Source organism: Bradyrhizobium sp. AZCC 2176 (assembly GCF_036924645.1).
In the GTDB taxonomy this organism is placed as follows: domain Bacteria; phylum Pseudomonadota; class Alphaproteobacteria; order Rhizobiales; family Xanthobacteraceae; genus Bradyrhizobium.
Window position 1 is genome coordinate 6,166,801 of the sequence record NZ_JAZHRX010000001.1, and the last position, 19,298, is coordinate 6,186,098.

At 62.7% G+C, this 19,298-nt stretch carries 21 protein-coding genes and 1 pseudogene; 9 read left to right on the forward strand and 13 right to left on the reverse strand.

Annotated elements, in window-relative coordinates; all coding sequences use genetic code 11:
• Positions 1 to 82 precede the first annotated feature (82 nt).
• Both V1288_RS29045 and V1288_RS29050 read left to right on the forward strand, forming a co-directional pair.
• Positions 83 to 964 carry a hypothetical protein gene (locus V1288_RS29045; protein ID WP_334360286.1) on the forward strand — a complete coding sequence of 294 codons (882 nt, stop codon included), beginning with the start codon at positions 83 to 85 and terminating at the stop codon, positions 962 to 964.
• Between the two features lie 224 nt (positions 965 to 1,188).
• Positions 1,189 to 1,701, forward strand: a complete 513-nt coding sequence (locus V1288_RS29050; RefSeq protein WP_334360287.1) for a hypothetical protein — start codon at positions 1,189 to 1,191, stop codon at positions 1,699 to 1,701.
• A gap of 16 nt (positions 1,702 to 1,717) precedes the next feature.
• Here the strand turns inward: V1288_RS29050 and V1288_RS29055 are convergent, their stop codons facing one another.
• Complete coding sequence (locus V1288_RS29055; RefSeq protein WP_334360288.1) at positions 1,718 to 2,656, reverse strand: GlxA family transcriptional regulator; 939 nt, start codon at positions 2,654 to 2,656, stop codon at positions 1,718 to 1,720.
• A gap of 113 nt (positions 2,657 to 2,769) precedes the next feature.
• Between V1288_RS29055 and V1288_RS29060 the strand changes: the two genes are divergently transcribed.
• Positions 2,770 to 3,474, forward strand: a complete 705-nt coding sequence (locus V1288_RS29060) for a DJ-1/PfpI family protein (RefSeq protein WP_334360289.1) — start codon at positions 2,770 to 2,772, stop codon at positions 3,472 to 3,474.
• A gap of 414 nt (positions 3,475 to 3,888) precedes the next feature.
• On the opposite strand, the gene V1288_RS29065 is transcribed toward V1288_RS29060, so the two are convergent.
• The 3 genes from V1288_RS29065 to V1288_RS29075 form a co-directional block, all read right to left on the reverse strand.
• Positions 3,889 to 4,587 (reverse strand): hypothetical protein, encoded by a 699-nt coding sequence (locus V1288_RS29065; protein ID WP_334360290.1) that lies wholly within the window; start codon positions 4,585 to 4,587, stop codon positions 3,889 to 3,891.
• Between the two features lie 69 nt (positions 4,588 to 4,656).
• On the reverse strand, positions 4,657 to 5,064 hold the full coding sequence (locus V1288_RS29070; RefSeq protein ID WP_334360291.1) for a MarR family winged helix-turn-helix transcriptional regulator: 408 nt from the start codon (positions 5,062 to 5,064) through the stop codon (positions 4,657 to 4,659).
• Between the two features lie 107 nt (positions 5,065 to 5,171).
• Entirely contained in the window at positions 5,172 to 5,582 is a 411-nt protein-coding gene (locus V1288_RS29075; RefSeq protein ID WP_334360292.1) for an NADH:ubiquinone oxidoreductase subunit NDUFA12, read from the reverse strand.
• Positions 5,583 to 5,844: 262 nt separating this feature from the next.
• Here V1288_RS29075 and V1288_RS29080 point away from each other — a divergent pair, with 262 nt between their 5' ends.
• Positions 5,845 to 6,522, forward strand: a complete 678-nt coding sequence (locus tag V1288_RS29080; protein WP_334360293.1) for a BA14K family protein — start codon at positions 5,845 to 5,847, stop codon at positions 6,520 to 6,522.
• Positions 6,523 to 6,583: 61 nt separating this feature from the next.
• Here the strand turns inward: V1288_RS29080 and V1288_RS29085 are convergent, their stop codons facing one another.
• Entirely contained in the window at positions 6,584 to 6,766 is a 183-nt protein-coding gene (locus V1288_RS29085) for a hypothetical protein (protein ID WP_334360294.1), read from the reverse strand.
• Between the two features lie 180 nt (positions 6,767 to 6,946).
• On the opposite strand from V1288_RS29085, the gene V1288_RS29090 reads away from it, so the two are divergent.
• Both V1288_RS29090 and V1288_RS34175 read left to right on the forward strand, forming a co-directional pair.
• Positions 6,947 to 7,351, forward strand: a complete 405-nt coding sequence (locus tag V1288_RS29090) for a response regulator (RefSeq protein WP_334360295.1) — start codon at positions 6,947 to 6,949, stop codon at positions 7,349 to 7,351.
• An 18-nt stretch (positions 7,352 to 7,369) separates the two neighbouring features.
• Positions 7,370 to 9,605, forward strand: a pseudogene (locus tag V1288_RS34175) (CHASE3 domain-containing protein).
• An 18-nt stretch (positions 9,606 to 9,623) separates the two neighbouring features.
• Here the strand turns inward: V1288_RS34175 and V1288_RS29105 are convergent.
• The 5 genes from V1288_RS29105 to V1288_RS29125 all read right to left on the reverse strand — a co-directional run bounded on the left by V1288_RS29105 (position 9,624) and on the right by V1288_RS29125 (position 13,494).
• Positions 9,624 to 10,358 (reverse strand): alpha/beta hydrolase family protein, encoded by a 735-nt coding sequence (locus V1288_RS29105; protein WP_334361431.1) that lies wholly within the window; start codon positions 10,356 to 10,358, stop codon positions 9,624 to 9,626.
• Between the two features lie 259 nt (positions 10,359 to 10,617).
• Positions 10,618 to 11,934, reverse strand: coding sequence for a M56 family metallopeptidase (locus tag V1288_RS29110; protein ID WP_334360298.1), 1,317 nt, complete (start codon positions 11,932 to 11,934; stop codon positions 10,618 to 10,620).
• The gene (locus tag V1288_RS29115) at positions 11,934 to 12,308 is read right to left on the reverse strand and encodes a BlaI/MecI/CopY family transcriptional regulator (RefSeq protein WP_334360299.1); all 375 of its coding nucleotides are present in this window, start codon (positions 12,306 to 12,308) and stop codon (positions 11,934 to 11,936) included. Before V1288_RS29115 ends, V1288_RS29110 begins: the two co-directional genes overlap by 1 nt.
• 175 nt (positions 12,309 to 12,483) lie before the next feature.
• Entirely contained in the window at positions 12,484 to 12,846 is a 363-nt protein-coding gene (locus V1288_RS29120) for an MmcQ/YjbR family DNA-binding protein (RefSeq protein ID WP_334360300.1), read from the reverse strand.
• Between the two features lie 3 nt (positions 12,847 to 12,849).
• Positions 12,850 to 13,494, reverse strand: a complete 645-nt coding sequence (locus tag V1288_RS29125) for a DUF1993 domain-containing protein (RefSeq protein ID WP_334360301.1) — start codon at positions 13,492 to 13,494, stop codon at positions 12,850 to 12,852.
• Positions 13,495 to 13,693: 199 nt separating this feature from the next.
• Between V1288_RS29125 and V1288_RS29130 the strand changes: the two genes are divergently transcribed.
• Entirely contained in the window at positions 13,694 to 14,140 is a 447-nt protein-coding gene (locus V1288_RS29130) for a MarR family winged helix-turn-helix transcriptional regulator (RefSeq protein ID WP_334360302.1), read from the forward strand.
• A gap of 165 nt (positions 14,141 to 14,305) precedes the next feature.
• A complete protein-coding gene (locus V1288_RS29135; protein WP_334360303.1) occupies positions 14,306 to 14,638 on the forward strand; it encodes an HNH endonuclease in 333 nt (110 codons plus the stop codon).
• Between the two features lie 32 nt (positions 14,639 to 14,670).
• Here the strand turns inward: V1288_RS29135 and V1288_RS29140 are convergent, their stop codons facing one another.
• Both V1288_RS29140 and V1288_RS29145 read right to left on the reverse strand, forming a co-directional pair.
• Entirely contained in the window at positions 14,671 to 15,732 is a 1,062-nt protein-coding gene (locus V1288_RS29140; RefSeq protein ID WP_334360304.1) for a ketopantoate reductase family protein, read from the reverse strand.
• 257 nt (positions 15,733 to 15,989) lie between these two features.
• A complete protein-coding gene (locus V1288_RS29145; RefSeq protein WP_334360305.1) occupies positions 15,990 to 17,393 on the reverse strand; it encodes an MFS transporter in 1,404 nt (467 codons plus the stop codon).
• A gap of 97 nt (positions 17,394 to 17,490) precedes the next feature.
• Between V1288_RS29145 and V1288_RS29150 the strand changes: the two genes are divergently transcribed.
• Positions 17,491 to 18,132 (forward strand): helix-turn-helix transcriptional regulator, encoded by a 642-nt coding sequence (locus V1288_RS29150; RefSeq protein ID WP_334360306.1) that lies wholly within the window; start codon positions 17,491 to 17,493, stop codon positions 18,130 to 18,132.
• Between the two features lie 67 nt (positions 18,133 to 18,199).
• Here V1288_RS29150 and V1288_RS29155 read toward each other — a convergent pair whose 3' ends face one another.
• The gene (locus tag V1288_RS29155) at positions 18,200 to 19,093 is read right to left on the reverse strand and encodes a DMT family transporter (RefSeq protein ID WP_334360307.1); all 894 of its coding nucleotides are present in this window, start codon (positions 19,091 to 19,093) and stop codon (positions 18,200 to 18,202) included.
• Positions 19,094 to 19,298: the final 205 nt, after the last annotated feature.

Sequence of the window (19,298 nt, forward strand, 5' to 3'; positions counted from 1 at the left end):
TCCAAGTTTCAGGCTAGATTTTGCGCGTAACGAATCGGCCCGCTGATTCGGCGGACAATCGTGATGCGCGGGGGGTATTGCCATGGCATTTTTCAAGCGCGAGCTCGGTCCGATCGAGCGCTTCGAGAACGCGCTGAAGGAGAAGCAGACGGCACGGCAGAAGCTGGCCGAGCGGCTGACCGTCGCCGAAGCGGAACTTGCAGAAAAGCGTGCCGCAGCCGAACGGCTGGCGGTGGCAGGCGCTGCCGCTGCCCGGCTCGATCGCGCAGAAGCCGACATGCGCGCTGTCGAGGAACGCACCAAGACATGGCGCGCCGCATTGGCGGAACACGACGAGCAGGTCGCTTCAGCCGAACGGGCGCTGGCCGATGCCAAAGCCCAGCGCGACCGCGATGCGATGGCGGACCAGATTGAGGCGATGGCTGCGGCGATCGAGCGGGCCGCGCCGGGATTTGATGGCGGCGCCACCGCGCTGGTCGAGGCCGTCACCAAAGGCGCGATGTCGATACCGGAAGCAACCAGGTTTTCGAGCAACGTGGATGCCGTGCGCCGCGAGGTTCTCGCCGCGGCGGACTTGATATGTTGGGAGCTGCGATCTGCAGCCGTACGGACACGTGCGGGCAACGCCAACCTCGCGAGCATCACGCTATCGGAATCGGAGCAACCGCCGTCGGCAGAGATCGATCGGCAACTGATCTACACCCTCCATCCCTTAGCTTGGCGCGAGGGGGACGAGGTGCGCAGGGTCCCGGCTTTTGCGCTGGTCGGGCTCCCCAAAGCGCTGCTGCCGATGGCGCTGCAGCATCAGCATGTGGACCATCTCAACGCCCGCCGTGTGCAGACGCTGATGCATCTTCACGGCAGCGCAGGACTCGGCGAACCCGAGGTTGACGATCCGCAGCTTGTCGATCTCGACGCTTTGCTGGCGGAGGAGACGCCGAGCGCGCAAGCCGACGTCGCATGAGCCGGACGAATGGCGCTCGGTGATCGCGCGCCGGAGATCGTCGAATGACGAGCGGAGCAGGTCCGGCTGCCTCGTTGCGGCGCTGCGCAGCCATCCGGAATCGCGAAAGCCGATAGTATAGGCGACATAGCCACAAGGTTCCCCCGGAAATCGGGTGGCCGCCACGCCTCCATCCTGCGATCTGAAGCGCTCCCGAAGCGAAGCAATTGCAACTGGAGACGCCGATGAAATCCGAAAGCGCAAAGCGAAGCGTCGCATCCGAAAACGATCCGGCACCCCGAAATCCGTTCGGCGTCATCGACGTTCCAAATCCCAACGACGATGACGTGACGCAGTTTGCCCGCAACACGGCGCCCGAAGGATCCGCCGCCGATGAAAATGCAACGCCATGGGGCGCTGACGATGCGAGCGGCCAGCGCGGCACCATCGAAGGTCAATGGTCGAGCCGCTGGAAAGGCGCTGCGGACCCCACCATACCGGGCGATGCCCCCGACAAATGGAAACAGGGCCGGGGCGAGGCAAGAATCGTCGGAGACCGCGTGTACCTGCTCTTCGATTGGGATTCCGGCAGGCGCAGGGGACTGATCGATGCAAGGCGCGAAGGTCCGCGCCGGCTGGTGGGCAAGTATATCAACCTGAACAATCCGGAGATCACAGTCCCCTGGGTCGGCCTGGTGGTGAGCGATCAGCGAATAGACGGTTATTTCGCGCAAGGCCGGGTAGATTTTCGGAGATAATTTTTTCCCGAAACATCTACCCTGCCCTTGCTGCGCGGCGCAGCGATTGCGGAGGCTGGCCGAAGGCGCGGATGAAGGCGCGGCGCATCCGCTCCGGATCGCGGAAGCCGGTGGTTTGCGCGACGCGCTCGATCGCCTCGCTCGAGGACTGCACGCGCTGCCGCGCCACCTCGATGCGCAACCGCTCCACCGCCTTTGATGGCGTGGTGCCGGTCTCCGCCATGAAGGCGCGGGTGAAATGCCGCGAACTCATGCCGGCCTGTTCGGCGAGATCCTCAACGGTGAGCGGCGCATCGAGATGCTCGCGCGCCCAGGCCAAGAGCGGCCCGAAGCGGCCGTTCGGCGCCTTCAATTCCAGCAGCGAGGAGAATTGCGACTGGCCGCCGCTGCGGCGGTGATAGAGCACCAATTGCTTCGCGGTCTTCTGCGCGATCTCGTCGCCATAGTCTTCTGCGATCATCGCCAGCGACAGATCGATGCCGGCCGATATCCCTGCCGAGGTCCAGACGTTGCCGTCGCGCACGAAAATGCGGTCGGGCTCCAGCTTCACCTGCGGATAGGTTTTCAGAAAGTGCCGCGTGCGCTGCCAATGCGTGGTGGCGCGACGGCCATCGAGCAGGCCGGCCTCCGCGAGGATGTAGGCGCCGGAGCATACGCTGGCGATGCGGATGCCGCGCTTGCCCAGCGCGCGCACGAAGCCGAGCGTCTTCTCGCAGGTCGCCGCCTGCCGCACGCCCTCACCGCCCGCGACGATCAGCGTCGTGATCGCGGATGCCGACTTCAATCCCCTCGCGACGATCTCGACGCCTGACGACGAGCGCACCGGCCCCGGCGTCACCGCCAGAACGCGGATCGCCGACGCGCCTTCGGCAAAGCGCGCCGCGATCTCGAATGCCGAAATCGGCCCGGCGGCGTCGAGCAACTGGAAATCCGGAAACACGAGAACGCCGATCATGCTGCTGACCCGTTTTCTGGTTTATGTCCTAAAATGAGGGAAATATACCGTTTCGGACACGAAGCGACCATGTCAGGATGCCTCCCGTCAAGCCAAATTTTCCGGAGGTCACGATGTCCGCGCCGTCTCCCACGCCCACGCCGCTGCAAATCGGTCTCGTGCTGTTCCCGCGCGTGACCCAACTCGACTTCACCGGCCCGTTGCAGGTGTTCTCCAGCCTGCCCGGCGCCAACGTCCATCTGGTCTGGAAGCGGATCGAGCCGGTCACCAGCGACTCCGTGCTGATGCTGACGCCGACCACGACCTTTGCGGACTGCCCGCAGCTTGACGTCATCTGCGTGCCCGGCGGGTTCGGCACCGACGACATGATCAACGACGAGGAAATGCTGGCTTTCCTGCGTCAGCAGGCCTCTGGCGCCAAATACATCACCTCGGTCTGCACGGGTTCGCTGGTGCTCGGCGCCGCCGGCCTGCTCAAAGGCTATCGCGCGGCGACGCATTGGACGGCGATGGATTTCCTCTCGGCCTTCGGCGCGATCCCGACCAAGACGCGCGTCTGCGTCGACCGCAACCGCGTCACCGGCGGCGGTGTCACCGCAGGCATCGATTTTGCGCTGACGCTGGTCTCGCTGCTGCACGACCAAAGAACCGCGGAAGCGATCCAGCTCCGGCTCGAATACAACCCGGCGCCACCGTTCAACTCCGGCTCACCGGAAACCGCGCCGCCGGAACTCCTCGCCCTCATGAAAGACAGGATTGCTCAGGCGCAAATCCGCCGCGGCGAGATGATCGGCCGCGCCGCCGCGCGGCTGGCGTAGGCGCCGTACCTTTACATCCTGTCTCGGACCCGGCGCAGCGTTCTCCAGGCGATGCGAAGCATCGTCCGGTTACGCGTAAACGCGCCGATGGTGCCGCGCTGCGTCCGGGACATGCAACTGCCACACATAAGAAAAAGGCCGCCTGGTTTCCCAGACGACCTTTCCTGTCCTACGGCAGCCACACATTAGCGGGCGATTTCAGAACCTCTGCACCGGGGGCCTATCTCCCGGCCGTATCCTGATCGGTGGCCGCTGCAAATCGGGGCAGTCGCGACTGGAGCCCGACACCGACGCGATGGTTTCCCATCTCCGTAAGATGTCCCTATTGAACCGCCACCACGCGCACAGTGCAATACGGCGCCAAGGAATGTCCCCGCTGTTACCGTTGTCCACAGGCCGGGACCATGATCGTCGTTACGACGCCTTCGCATCCCTGTCGGTACGGGCCAGTTGGGCGAAAATGACCGCGTGCACGATCAGGAACATCGGCACCAGGACGGTCGGGATCAGCGACCAAGGCAGCATCTGCACGCCCGCCGAGCCAATACCGGCGTGAATGATCTGCAGCGGCGAGCCACTCGCCGAGGTGATGCCGAGTGCAAGCGCGACCACAAGATCGAGCATCCCGAACGCATTCCAACCCCAGGCCAACGCTTTGCCTTGCCCGCGCAGCGCGAGCCAGGCCACCGGCAACGCGAGCACGCCGGTGATGATGTCTCCCCAGCCCGCCGAATACGGAAATGGCCCCTCAAGCCGGCCTTCGGCCGCGAGGAGCAGGAAGAATCCTCCCCCTATGCGCCAGACATTGAGACCGATCAGGAAAGGCATCGGCATCCCGAGCAGCGAACCGCGCACCGATGCGGAAAGCGAAGCCGCGACAGCAGCCGCAACCAGCGGCGACGCAATGACCGTACCGATCATCACTGGCCCCACCGCCTTTGAGCCGAGGAACAGGTTCGCGCCGGCAAGCGCGGCGGCCAGGCCCGTCCACAGGCCGGCGGCCACCGAAAGGGCAATGCGCTGCGATGCGCTGATCGGCATCGCGCCGGTGAGCGCATTGATGCTGACGATGATCGCGGCAACGAGAACGACGGTTCCGATGAAGTCCAGCATGACACATCTCCTTATGTGTGGTTACACCTATTGAGACGAACGAAGTGTCGACCAGACGTTCGGCTCGTTTCACCCCAAATTCCGGGAACCCAAAAGCCTCAGCGCGGCCTGGCCGTCGGCGCCGAGCAGCTTGCCGATGTGCGCCTGCGCTTTCGACCAGTAGGGAAATCCGCGGCGAACGAGGCCGCGTCCCTGCGCGGTAATGGCGATCATGCGTGCGCGCGGATCCTCGCCGGCGCTGATCGAGATCCAGCCCTTGCCTTCCAGCAGATTCAGGTTGCGGCTCAGCGTGGTGCGCTCCATCCCAAGCTGGCCCGCCAGCTTGCCGATCGGCATTTCACCGCGGAGCATCAGTTGCGACAGGATGGTGAATTGCGTGACGCGGACGCCAGACCCCTGCATATAGGAATCGTACAGCCGGGTGATCTTCCGCGCGGCCTGCCGCGACGCGAGGCAGAAGCAGCCGGCTGCGGCCATGTAATCGGTATCGCGATCGGACGGTTGTTTCATATCATGAGTGTATATACACCTATATTGCCGTGACAAGACGCCGGCCGTGAAAGGCGGGTAAACTTGTCGGGAGTTCAGCTTCCGGGCGTCCAGGCCTGGTAGTCGCCGGTCGCCTTGGGGCGGCGGCCGCTGGCGAGCGTCGAGCCGGAGGGACGGTAGGCGGCGGGCGTGCCGGTCATGTTGGGCACATGCGGCTTTTCCCACTCCCGCGCCGTGTAGCTCTCCTCGGTCGGCGCGGTATCGACAACGTGATGCAACCAGCCGTGCCATGACGGCGGCACCCGGCTCGCCTCGGCATACCCGTTGTAGATCACCCAGCGCCGCTCAAAGCCGAGCGTCGGATCGATCTTGCGGCCCTTGGTCCGATAGTAGCGGTTGCCCTGTTCGTCCTGGCCAACCAGCTCGCCGAATCGCCACGTCCACAGCTGCGTGCCGAAGGTCTGACCGTTCCACCAGGTGAAAAATTTCAGCAGAAACAGCTTCATGAGGGCTCGGCCGGTTCGAGATGTCGTGCCGCTCTGATGCCATCCGCGGGGCGGATTGTCCAGACAAAGGCTGGTTGCCCCCGGCCTGTCGCTGCGGCCCGCGCGGCCATTTGGGCCGGCGTTGCCGCGGAACCGGCGCAATCCGTTCATTTCGCATACAGCTCCGGCGGGACAGGCTCGGTATGCGCACGATCAGCGCGTGGGCTTGGGAACGTCCACCTCCGAAAATGGTTGAGACCATATCCCGGAAATGGAGCCTGAGATGATCAATCTGAAAGTTTTAAGTACTGCAGCGGCGATCGCGCTGGTGTTGCCAATGGTCGCGCCGAGCATCAGCGCCGTTCAGGCGCAGGAAGGCAGAGGCGGCGGGCCCGCCGGTGGCGGCGGTGCCGCCAGGGGCGGCGGCGGCGCAGCTATTGGCGGTGGCGCTGGCGTTAGAGGCGGTGGCGGCGGCGCTGTCGCGCCTAGCGGCGGCGGTGGCTTTAGAGGTGGCGGCATGGCCGTTGCACCCGGCGGTGGTAGTGGCTTCAGAGGTGGTGGCGTGGCCGCTGCGCCCAGCGGTGGTGGTGGCTTCAGAGCTGGCCCCGTTGCCAGCACCGACGGCCGCGGACCCGGCTTTGTCCGGCCCGCGCCCGGCGTCGGTGCAGGTGCCGTCGCGGGCGGCGGCTACTACGGCGGCCGTTACCATCATCACCGTCATCGTGGAGGCTTCTGGCCGGGCTTCGCGATCGGCGCCGGTATCGGGTCGGCCTATGCTTACAGCGATCCCTATTACTACGATGACTCGTACGGATATTACGACGACAGCGTGGTCGCTGCGGCGCCGCCGGCCGGCGATGATTCCGTGGCGTATTGCATGCAGAGGTACAAATCCTACGATCCGGCGTCGGGAACGTATCTCGGCTATGACGGACAACGGCACCCCTGCCCCGCGCAATAGCGCGATATCGTGAGTTCGAAGGGCGGCGCGCTCCCCTGCGCCGCCCTTTTCGTTTGCGAAATTACGCACGCAGCGCCAACGCCGCAGCGCCGGCGATGCCGCCCGGGCCGCGTGAGGACAATGGCGGCCATTCCGTCAGTAAATCTTTCATGATCGGGAAATTGAGGCCCCATCCCACCGACGTAATGGCGAGCAGGATGAGTCCGAGCGGCGACTGCCGCCCTGCGTGCTTGATCGGGTGCATGGCAGGCTTAGATCCGGAACCGGAAGTGCATTCGTTCTCGAACTGACGCAGCGAAACGGAATTGCCCTCAGCAACTTTTATGTGCACTCTATGAGACAGACGACCTGTCGCGTTTCGACTTAATCGTCACGTGGGCTGTGCAAGTCGCTTAAGCCGCCGCCCGAGGAAGAAGGAATCATCGTGCCGCGCGTTCTCGTGGTCGATGACGACCCGATGGTATGCGTTGCCATCGAGGTCTGTCTGACGCGCAAGGGTTTCGAGGTCACCGTCGCCGACGGTGGTGAGGCGGGAATGCGCGCACTCGAATCCTCCGATTTCGACGTCATGCTGGTCGACGTGTTCATGCCGCATATGCGCGGCTTCGAATCGATCCGGATGTTCCACGAGCGCAGGCCCGACATACCGATCATCGCGATGTCGGGCTACGCCTTCGCCAACACCGAGCGCGCGCCGGATTTCCTGCGGATGACCATCGAGCTCGGCGCGGCATGCTGCCTGCGCAAGCCCTTCACGCCTGACGCGCTGTTGACCTCGGTCAATCAATGCATCACCACACCGAAAGCTTCCGCGCGCCACTCGAAATAGTGAAGTAAGCAATTGGCAATGCCCTCGCAGCGTATCATTCTTGGAATTGGCCTCGCCATCCTCCTCGCTATCGGCGCTGCCTCGATCGGTTTGGACCTCAAGTCAAGGTCCGATAACGCTTCCGTCGACCGTGCGCTTGGAATACTCGCGAAACTCTCCGATATGCGCCCGCTGCTGCGCCGGGCGGAAAGCGCGGCGCGGGCCTTCGCGATCAGCGGCGATCAGCAATTCACCACGGAATACCGCGAGGCCAGCGACGCGATCCTGCCGGCGCTGGCGGCGCTGATCGAGGCCGTCAAGGCCAATCCCACCGAAAAGCAACTGATCGAAGAGACCAAGGCGCTGGTGGAGCGCCAGATTGCCGTCAATGGCGAGTTGATCAGGCTGCGGACCGCGGGAGACAGCGCCGCGATCGAGGCGCTCGTTGGCCAGGAGGACCGTGCCGCGACCGCCGCGATCACCGGAAACCTAGAAAAGGCCGTCGCGGAAGAGCGCAGGCTGCTGTTCGCGCGGCGCGCCGAATCCGAAACCAACGGCAGCTTCCTGCTGGCGATCGATCTCGCTGGCGTCGCGCTGATTCTGATCCTCGCCATCGTTCTGACGGTGTCGGCCCGCCGCTCGCGCCGGGCACTGCAGGATTCGCTGAGCGCCACCCAGGCCACCAACGAGGCGCTGGAGGCCGCGGTCGCCGAGCGCACCGAGCACCTAGTTGCCGCGCATGACGAACTCAGGCTTTCGGCCGCGGTCCTGCGCAGCACCTTTCACAGCATGGCGGAAGCGGTGCTGGTCATCGACACCAAGGGAGAGATTTTGCTCTCCAATCCGGCCGCCGAGAAGATGCTGCGCTTCCGGCGCGGGAATGACGGTGGAACTGCTGCACTCGCTCAGCACGGTGTTTCATGCCGACGGGGTCACGCCGCTGCTGGTCCATGATATGCCCGCCTCGCGCGCGCTGCGCGGCGAAGCGTTCGATGCCACCGAAATCGTGGTCCGCCCGGTCAGCGGCAGTCCGCCGGTTCATCTGATGATCAGCGGCCGGCCGCTGCGCGATGCCTCGGGCGCCATCAGCGGCGCCGCGCTGGTCTATCACGACGCCACCGCCTCGCGGGAAACCGAGCACAAGCTCCTGCAATCGCAAAAGCTCGACGCCATCGGCAAGCTTACCGGCGGCGTCGCGCACGACTTCAACAACATGCTCACGGTGATCACCGGCACCACCGAAACGCTGGTCGCGCGCCTCGCGCACGAGCCGGCTCTGCAGAAGACGGCCGAATTGATCGATCAGGCGGCGGAACGCTGCAGCGAGCTGATCCAGCATCTGCTCGCCTTCGCCCGCCGCCAGCCGTTGCAGCCGCGCAATGTCGACATCAACGCTACCGTGCTCGATATCGCAAAACTGCTGCGGCCGACGCTCGGCGAGCAGATCGAGGTCAACTCGATCCTCGAGCAGGAAGTGGCGACCGCCCATATCGACCCCTCGCAGCTCGCCAACTCCCTGCTCAACATGGCGATCAACGCGCGCGACGCGATGCCGAATGGCGGCAAGCTGATGCTGGAGACGCGCAACGTCGTGCTCGACGAAGCCTATGCACAGGCCAATCCGGACGCGAAACCCGGTCCCTATGTGATGCTCGCGGTCAGCGACAACGGCGCCGGCATGTCGCAGGACGTGCTGGACAAGGTGTTCGAGCCGTTCTTCACCACCAAGGAGGTCGGCAAGGGCTCGGGCCTCGGGCTGAGCATGGTCTACGGCTTCGTCAAGCAATCGGGCGGACACATCCGGATCTACAGCGAGGTCGGCCACGGCACCACGATCAAGCTCTATCTGCCGCCCGCGCGCGGGCAAGCCGAGGCAGCGCCAGCCGCGGTGGCGCCGCTGCCGCATGGCAACGAAACCATCCTGGTGGTGGAAGACGACGCGCTGGTGCGCAATTTCGTCACCGCGCAATTGCAGAGCCTCGGCTACCGCACGCTGGCCGCCGCCAACGGACCGGCGGCGATGCTGATGGTCGACAACGGCGAGCCGTTCGACCTCCTGTTCACCGACGTCATCATGCCCGGCGGCATGACCGGACGGCAGTTGGCCGACGAAGTGGCAAAACGCCGGCCCGGCATCAAGGTGCTCTACACGTCAGGCTATACCGACAACGCGATCGTGCACCAGGGCCGTCTCGATCCCGGCGTGCTGCTGCTGACCAAGCCGTATCGAAAATCGCAACTGGCCAACATGGTCCGCCGCGCGCTGACGGGGTGAGGTGGCGGAAGCTACCTATTACCTTCCAATATCAATTGTGCTGGCAACCTCTTCGAGGCGTTCCATCGCGATTGGTTCGAGCAAGATGTTGTGACCAAGACCTGGAGCAATCGTCACATTCACCGCAACATTGCGATTTCGTAGCGCTTCGGCATAGACGAGCGTCAGCGCTGAGGGTGTAATTTGATCGTCGCTACCCACCAGCAACCAGATCTTCGCCGACGCGGGAACGCTATCAACCAGAGCCAGCGGTGAACGGGAGCGCACGTCGCGTTCCCAGATTGCGCCTCCTTTTACCGACTGCATGTGCTTGCGCCATGCTGTGACATCACACGGGCATGACACCAACAGAGCGCCGTCCACCGCTGTCCCCTGCTGCCCCAATAAATTGCCAACTATTGCAGCGCCTCCCGAGTGCCCAACCAGGATCACCCGGCGCGGATGATATTTGTCTTTCAGTTCAGAGAGCACGGTAGCCATCGCATTGATTACTTCAGGCGTCCAGTTGTCGCCCGTGGTGTAGCCGCGCATACCATCAGAGCTGTCTTCGCCGTCACTGTAGCCAGGCCGAAGAACCGCCGCGACAACTGTATCTGACATCAGGGCCGCAGCCCTCTGCGCAAATCGGTATTGGTACGTGGGAGGGTTGTCTGGCGAGTCCCCATGGACCACAAGGACAAGGATCGGATGCTGGCTTAGGCGGGCATTCTCATAGATTTTTGACTTGATACGTTGTGTCGTGGCTACCCACATTGTCGCACCCGTGTTCGTCGTGTCCTGCGCAGCGATTGTGGATTGTGCGAACGCTGAAGGGGCAATTCCGAAGAGTACAAAGCACTGCGATATGAGCACGGCTGCAGCCGCGGACAAGATACGACTCACTATCTGAAGCTCCCCCGCAACGATTGCACGCTTACTGTCGGTGGATTGCACACATGTACGTTCTGCACAGCGGACATCAATCACGAAGCCGGCCTCCTTCAAGATGCCGTGCAGATCCGGTCCAAATCTGTCACCGCAGGATTATCAAAGCGCCCACCCTGTCTGGCTTGGGTCGATAGCGTTGCTCGGCCTTGGTGCTGGCGATCCGCTGCGCAGTAGCGGCATCGATACGCTTCATCGGCATGTTTATGCCGTGCTGGTGCAATATCAGGGATGTCGTCTGCCCATCAGGTTCGGTGATGAAACTGATGCTTTTGTCTTTGTAAGAAAATTCGGTGTCGCTCCGAGCAAAGATCGGTACTGACGGCTGGCCGGTGAGTCGCGCATTCAGTTGCTGGCCATTGCGGGTAATCGTCAACATGGCATTGTCGTTCAGTTGGTAGAATCCGACATGGCCATCGCGTATTCTGCTATCTGTGGCGATCTCCTGCGATGCGGACTTGCCGGAGCCATCGTTGTCGGGAGGGCTGATTTCAGCAGCGCCGACGGCAAATGCGATCCCCAGGCAGCCGAGCACCACCGCCGTTGCGGGGGTATATTTTGTCTTTTCCCGCAACATGTTCCGGATTCGCTGCTCGAGCAATGATCTCGGTTCGGACATCGCAGCTACCATGGCGATGGTTGCCGACTGCCTCTCGCCAATCGCAATCAGAGTTTCGCCGTAACGTGAAATGTCATAGCCGCATCGCAGGACTCTGGCATCACAATCGATCTCGATGGCAAAGCGCAGACGCCGCAATTGCCACCAGAGCGGCAGGTTCCAGGGCATGCAAACGAGAAGGCCAAGTGCGATCGTCACCAGCCGGGCATCATGCGCTTCAAGATGGCTCCGCTCATGCGCGATGACCAGTTCCTGTACATCGGGTGAGCACTGCAGCAGCCAGCGCGGTACGACGATGTGCGGATCAAGCAGTCCCACTATGGCGGGACCTGCATCTTCGGAGATGTGCACCGGGACGCCGGCCACGTTGCCGCGCTCCCAGTGACGTCGGCGCCGGTTCAGTTGCATGCTGCTGGCCAGGATTGCCAGGAACAAGATTGCCGACGCGGCGCTCCAACCAACCTGCAACAATCGGTCGAGACCGGGAGACGCCGAGAGTGATCCGGCAGTCGCGGTCAGCCAGCCGGATGGCGATAGTCCGCTTATGGTTATGTCTCGCACCGCTACGACTCGCTGGGGTATCACTGGGTCGACGACGCCGGTCAGCCGCGGAATCTGCAAGGAAACCGAGGAAACGACCAGTGGAACCAGCAGCGAGGTAATCATGCTGGTGCCCCACAGCCAGCGCGTCGGCTTTTGCCGGAAGCGCGCCGAGTGCTCCAAGGCGAGAGCAGCCAGGCTCAGTAGCAAGCTTACCACGATGACGTATGACATCCAGGCCAGCATCAGCTCTCTCTCTTCTGCGACTTGTCTTCCAGCAGCGCGCGCATGTTGCGGATCTGCTTCGCACTGAGTTTCTGGTCGGAAACCAGATGAGTGAAGAGCAATTCGGCCGATCCCTTGAAGAGCTTGCTGGTGAGGTGACGTAAGGCACTTTGCTGCGCGGTCTGTTGCTTGACCGAGGCGAAATAACGATGACCACGACCTTCTTGCTCATGGCCAACGTATCCCTTGCCCTCAAGCGTGCGTAGGATCGTCAGGACTGTGGTATAAGCCAGATCATCCTTCAAGGCGGCCCTGACCTCGCCGACCAGTGATGGTCCTCGCTCCCACAGCACTTCCATCACGTCGATTTCGCGATCTGTGAACTGGATGTTCATCCATCACCATCTACTATAGATATAGTAGATGGAACTGGATGTTCATCCATCACCATCTACTATAGATATAGTAGATAGTCTCACCGTCGACGCCGATTGTCAACTATAGGAATAGTTGATAGCGGCGGCTGTACCGACAACGCGTTCACCCAAACCACGCCCGCCATCCCGCGGGCTACGGCGGTGCAAGCCCGAGCTCAAGCCGCCTCTTCTTTGACATGCCCTGCGAGACGATAGAGTGAGACTGCCGGATGTAGTCGCGCAGCGCCGCATCAGGCAGCCCGGGCTTTTCGAAGTGCTGGATCCATTTCATGCCGCGCGATGCGAGGTACGGCGCAGGGCGCAAACCCGGCTGATCCTTGAGCATCTCATAAGCAATGTCGCTCACTTTGAAGGTGATGCTCGGCTCATCATGCTTCCCGCTGGCGATCGCAAAGACCTTGCCGCCGACTTTCCAGACATGCGACCCGCCCCACTGGATCACATGCGTGGTCGCAGGAAGTGTCCGGCAGAATGCATTGAATTTTCCGCGGGTCATATCTCACGTTACTCTCATCGGAATGACACCGAGGAAATCGCGCTTGCCGATTTCGACACCGCAGTGACGGAGGATGTCGTAGGCGGTGGTGACGTGAAAGTAGAAATTTGGCACCGCAAAGTGGTTGAGATAGTCCACACCTTTCATGTAACCCGTATTCGGGCCGAGCGGGAAAGTGATCTCACGGTCGGAGGATTCGTCGATCCTCTTGGCGTCGAGCGCCTTCAAAAAGGCAATCGTCCTGACGATGCGCGCCTTGAGCTCGGCGATCGTCTTCTCGTTATCGTCAAATTTGGGCGGGTCGATGCCGGCGAGCCGTGCACCGCCGTTCTTCGCCTGGTTACAGGCGCTCTGCACCTGCCGGTTGAATGCGAACATATCTGGAAAGAGGCGCGCGCCGAGCAGCACCGCGGGGTCGATCGACTTGGCTGCCGCATATGCGTCGGCCTTGTCGAGAACCGCCGAGAGCGCGTTGAGGCCGATCTCGAATACCGGAATCGCTGCAAGGGACATCGACATGGCAGAATCCTCCTTCGTAGATGAATTAGACAGGTCAGCGGCGCGGCCGGATGATTCCTTTGATTCCGCCTGACGGTCAGGCAGCGCCGCCATCAAGCGCAATAGCTCCGGCGCGATGCGCTCGTGCACGTCCCCTTGGAGGCCGGCGCCTTCGACCAGGCGGCCCGAAGTCCCTCGCCAATCGCCCGCTCGTTTCGACCCTTTCGAGAAATTAAATGCATATGCACTTATTCTGTCAATAGCTACCTCTCAGCTAAATTTAATCGACATTCGACAATTGAATGCATATACACTTTCCATGCCCGATTACTCTCATTTGGCGCGACAAATGGCCGAGAACTGCCCGGCCCTTCGCGTGCGGCAGGCGTCACGCGTTCTGGCCAGGCTCTACGACGACGAGTTGACGCCCTTCGGTCTGCATTCGTCGCAACTGCCGGTTCTCGTGGCGGCCGCACTGTTCGGGGATTCGGGCACGACCATGAGCAAGCTCGCGCAGGCCGTGCTGATGGACCGCACCACGCTGACGCGAAGCATTCTGCCGCTCGAGCGCGTAGGACTTCTACGCGTGGCGCGGTCGCCGGAAGATGCCCGCACCAAAGTCGTCGTCATCACGCGGGCCGGCGAGCGCATGATCGAATCTATCTTTCCCGTGTGGGAACGCGTCCTCACGCGAATCAAGGAAACCATCGGGGAAGATACCCTCATCGAACTTCATTCGCAGCTCGATGAAGTGATTGGGTTGCGCAATCGGCCGTCGCCAAACAGGTCGGGTTGACGTATCGCAAATCCCGATTGGCGAACATGGTCCGCCGTGCGTTGACGGGGTAAACTGGCGGAAGGCGCAAGCTTCTCCTCACGTGCGGCGTGGTTTCAATGCCGATCTGGTGTATGAAGGGACGAGACGTTCGATGAAGGGATTCGGGGGAAGAGCCAAAGTCTAATGGCCGACGTGATCTACAAGCGCTGCTATTTCGATTGGGGCGGACGATGCGCCTACTGCGACGTTGGACTCCCCCGGATAAAGACCGGCGGCAAGGTCAAGGCCAGTATTGACCATTTCATCCCGCTCTCAAAGGGAGGCCGGAACAGCAGGAGCAACCGCGTGCTGTCCTGCTACCCCTGCAACCTCGCCAAGGGCGACACCGACCCGCGCGAGACGAGCCAATGGTCCCACGTTGAACGGCGGCTTGCCGAGATCGCCGCTTCGCCGCTCATCAGTCACGGGCGACTCAAACTGCTTATTCCCGAACTGGTGAAACAACTTGGCGTCTAGCAGCACCGAACCTGACATGGAAATCCGTCACGTCACGAGCCGGATCCGCCTGCCACGATCTTCTCGTTCAGCTTCTGATCGACGGTCTGAACCGTGCGGTCGATCTCGGCACTGGGTAGGCCGAGTTGATCCGAAACCAATTTCACCAGCAGATCAACCCGCTCGATGAAGGGCGCTCCGGCGGCGACCGCCCGGGCCGCCGATGACGGCTTGAGAAGGCTTTCCGCCGCCTTGGCATATTTCTCGAAAGGCACCTGATCCGCCGAGTCGGCGCCCAGACGGCGGGCGACGGTGTCGACATGGTCATAGATCGACTGCGAGAGTTTCAGGTCGCTGTGCACGGCGTCGCGGATCGACTGCGGCTCGTGCGGCGTGATGCAGCGGTAATTCCCGGTCAGCAGCATCGACCATTTGGCCAAGGGCACGAACAGCGAATCGAACACCTTGAGCTTTACTGGAACGTCCTTGCGATCCAGCGTCACCGCGTCGATATCGGCTTCGAGTTCGCGCAGCAGCTTGTTGTGCTGCTCGTCCTCAAATGCCGCGGCCTTGAAGTTGGTCGGCAGGCCGACATGAAGCACGTTCGCCGCCTCTTCCGGCGGGCGGAAGGCCTGCGGATCGGGCGAGCAGAGCGACACCAGTCCCGGCTTGAACCGCTCCCACACCTGGGCGTTCGTATAGGCCTCCTCCAGATCCATGTCCGCCAGCGCCGGGATCCGCTTGAGATAGGGCAACGGCGGCATGTTCATGATCGAAAGGCAAGGCAGTTTTGCCTCGGCGATCTTGATCATCAGAACGCGGATCGTGTGGTTGGTGTATTGCGGCTCCTGCATTGCAAGGCCGACCAGATCGTAGCGGGAAAGGTCGACCTCGGCGGGCGTGGTGGCGTCCAGTTTGCCGGGCAGATCGCGCGAAAAGATCGCGCGATGCACCGCCTCGTCGCGCAGCTTGATGCGAACTTCGGTGCCGTCGCGGTTGATGAGGTCTGCCGTCTTCCTCCGGCACACCAGCGTCACATTGTGACCCGCCATCAAAAGCTTCGTCGCCAGCAAGGAGCCATACGAGGCCCCAAGGATCAAAATGTTGCGCGCCATACTCTCTCTTTCACAGGTGATGCCGGAATCTTCTTGAACGCCCCGGCCCGTGCGGAGCCAAAATTTCGCCCGTGGCATACAACGAATTAATAGGCGTTACAATCACATAGCGGCCCGCAATCTCTCCTTCTCGGGCGCCAAGACAGAACTAGAAGGGAGATATTCCCAGGATCGCGCCGCCGGCACCGCGCCAGCCAGCGTAAAACACCTCCACCGCGATCTGCGTCGGTCCGAGCGACGCGCCCAGCGAAACAACCTCAGGGCTTCCGCAGGTGGCGCAGGCGCAAGCCCGCCAGGCAGGCGAAGGCCGCCGGCACGACAAAGCTTGCCGGCACCCAGAACGCCACTTGCATCATGCTTTCATCCGCGGCCCCGGCGGAGAAACCACTGGCATTTGCAACCAGGCCCGCGAGCGCCGCGCCCAGGGCAAACCCGGTCTGCTGGACGGTCGGGACCGCGGAGGCCGCGACGACCTCATCGCCCGCTTTGGCGCCGTTCATGATCCGGTGGGCTACAAAGGGCCAGCATTGGCCGATGCCCATCCCCAGTGCGGCAATGGCCGGGAGCAAAGTCAGCGTCGCCGCGGAGCCTGGGAGCAGCGACGCGATAGCCATCAGCCCGATGCCCATCATCACCGGACCGGCCAGCATGAGCCGGTCCGGCCACGGCCCGGCTGCGCCGGCGGTGACAAGGGACGCGATCGTCCATCCCAGTGAGCCGCTTGCAACCATGAAACCGGCCGCCAGCGGATCCAGTCCGCGCAAGTGCTGCAGGAAGATCGGCACGTATATCTGCAACGGGCTGAAAGTGATGCAAAGCAGCAGCGCCAGCCACAAGCCTGCGCCGGTCGGCGTGTACAATGAAAACGCATCGCTCGGCAGCAGCGGCGCCGCCGCGACACGATCAAGCCGCAGCATCGCCGCGAGCGCTCCGATCGCAAGGACGATCAGGCTGGCTTTGGCAAACGATGATTCGACGATTGAGGCTGAAGACATCCCGGCGATTGCGAGCCAGATCAATGCGACGCGTCCGGCCGGCAGGCGTGCAGCGGGCGTCCGGCGTTCCGACGTGCCCGACGGCAGGATGACATAGGCGCTCGCGGCCAATATGCCGGCGACGATCGCGGTCGCGACGAACGCACCGCGCCAATTGCCGAAGCGGGCGAACATTCCGCCGACCAGCGGCCCGAGCAAGACAGACATGCTCCAACTGGTCGACATCAATGCAATCGTCCGTGACCAGACTGCTTCCGGGAAAGTCGCTCGCACCGCGACATAGGCTGCGGCCGCCTCCAAACCACCGCCGAATCCCTGCACCAACCGGCCGACGACGATCCAGCCCATTGTTGGCGCGAGCGAGCAAAGCAGCGCGCCGAGACCGAATGTCGCTACCCCGGCGCAGTAGGCCGCCCGGGGACCGATCGCAGCCGCGAGCATGCCAGCACAACTCGCTGCGACAATGGATGACGCAAGAAATGCGGTTGTCGGCCAACTCAACATGGCGACGCCGCCCAGCTCGCCGACGATGGACGGCAGCACCGTCGTCAGCATCAGAACGTTCATCGATTGAAGCAGCACGCCGCCCAGCAGGATCCCGAGCGTCGGTATCCACTCCCATTTGAGGAGCGATCGCCATCCCTCGCGCCCCGGGTTCTGTTGCATGCCTGTTGCTTCCCTTCCGGGATTAACGCGCCGGGATTGCCAGCCATCAGCGTTCGGGTTATTTTAGATAGTAATTGCTTCCTAAATCAAGGACCCCATGAGTCAAGACGAGGATCGCAGTCAGCATCGCATCCTGTTTCACCTGAAGACCCGCGGATCGCAGACCGCTGCAGATGTCGGGTCACACCTCGACATGACCCCGGCCGGCGCACGTCAGCATCTCGTCAAGCTCGAAACGGCAGGTCTGGTGGAAAGCGAGGACCGACGCGAAGGGCGGGGACGGCCAAGGAAATACTGGCGGTTGGCGCCGCGAGGTCACGAACGATTCCCCGACCGTCATTCCGATCTTACTCTTGATCTGTTGCGATCCATGCGCGACGTCTTTGGGGAGCGCGGATTGGAACAGCTAATCGAGCACCGCGAACATGCGAGCATTGCAGATTACCGGAAGCTCGTCGGAGAGCGACGCTCGCTTCACCAAAAGCTGAACGCCCTCGCCAAAATTCGAAGCCGCGAGGGCTACATGGCGAGCGTCGCCAAAGACACGCGAGAAAGCTTTCTGTTTGTCGAGAACCACTGCCCGATTTGCGCGGCGGCGACAGCTTGCCAGGGTCTCTGTCGTTCGGAATTGGCGATCTTCCGCGCCGTGCTGGGGACCGACGTCACCGTCGAGCGCATCGATCATATCCTCGCCGGTGCCCGTCGCTGCGCTTACCGGATTGGCAAGCGTCAGCAGTGAAGCCAGGCGTGCGACGAGCCAGTGACAAACTTGGGGCCGAGACCCCTCGCCTCCCCCAAATCGGCGGCTACGATCTTGTCGCCAGCACCACGCCGGCGAGCGTGAACACCAGCGCCACGATCTGAATCACGCCGAGCGGCTCGCCGAGCGCGACTGCGGATGCCACCACGCCGATCACAGGCACCGCCATGGTGCCGATCGCCGCGACCGACGCCGGCAGGCGGGCGAGCGCGGCGAACCAGCTCACATAGGCGATGCAGAACTGGATCACGGTCGAATAGATCAGGAGCCACCAGCCGAGCTGCGTCACCTTTTCGATATGCGTGGTCTCGACGGCGAGACCGATGATGACGATCGGAAAACAACCCAGCCCGATCTGCCAGGCCGCGGCCGGGATCGGCGGCAGCGGCACCGGCAACCTCTTCGCCAGCACCGTGCCGAGCGCGAAACCGAAAGCGCCGCCGAGCGCCATCACCATGCCCGGCAGTTTTGCGGCGGTCGCGCTAAAACCGTTGCCGCCCATGATCGCTGCAAGACCAGCAAACGCCATCACCAGCGCCACCGTGCGCAAGATCGTCGGCCGTTCGCCGAGCACCGGCCAGGCCAGCAGCGAGGCCCATACCGGCATGGTGTAGGCGATCAGCGCCGCTTCGCTCGCCGGCAGCCACAACAGCGCCAGCCCCATCAGCACCATCCAGCCCGTGACGTTGAGCAGCGCCGCCAGCATCAGCCGCGGCCACAGATGACGCTCGACCTTCAGGCTCTGGGCGCGCGCCAGCGCCAGCACGGCCAAGAGCGCAGCGCCGATCACGCCGGTGGTGCCGCGCAGCGTCAGCGGCGGCAGCTCGCTCAGGAGGTATTTTGTAACGGGCCAGTTGAAGCCCCAGCCCACCGAGGTGATGGCGAGGAACATCAGGCCCGCGGGCGCGATCCGCGGCGCGGTGGGTTTTGAGTCTGTCATGGAGCCCGGCAAAGGGTGGAATCAGGGGCGCACCATGCCGCGTATCCGCCCCACCGACCACGGATGCGCCGACATGCCAGACCTCGCCTCCCCGTAGCATCAGGCAAGCCCGCTCCGTAGCCGTACGTGAGTCTCATCAACGCAATCCCGGCGGCTGAAAAAATACCTGCCCTGTGAACAGCGGGGCGAAGGTGGTTTCCACACG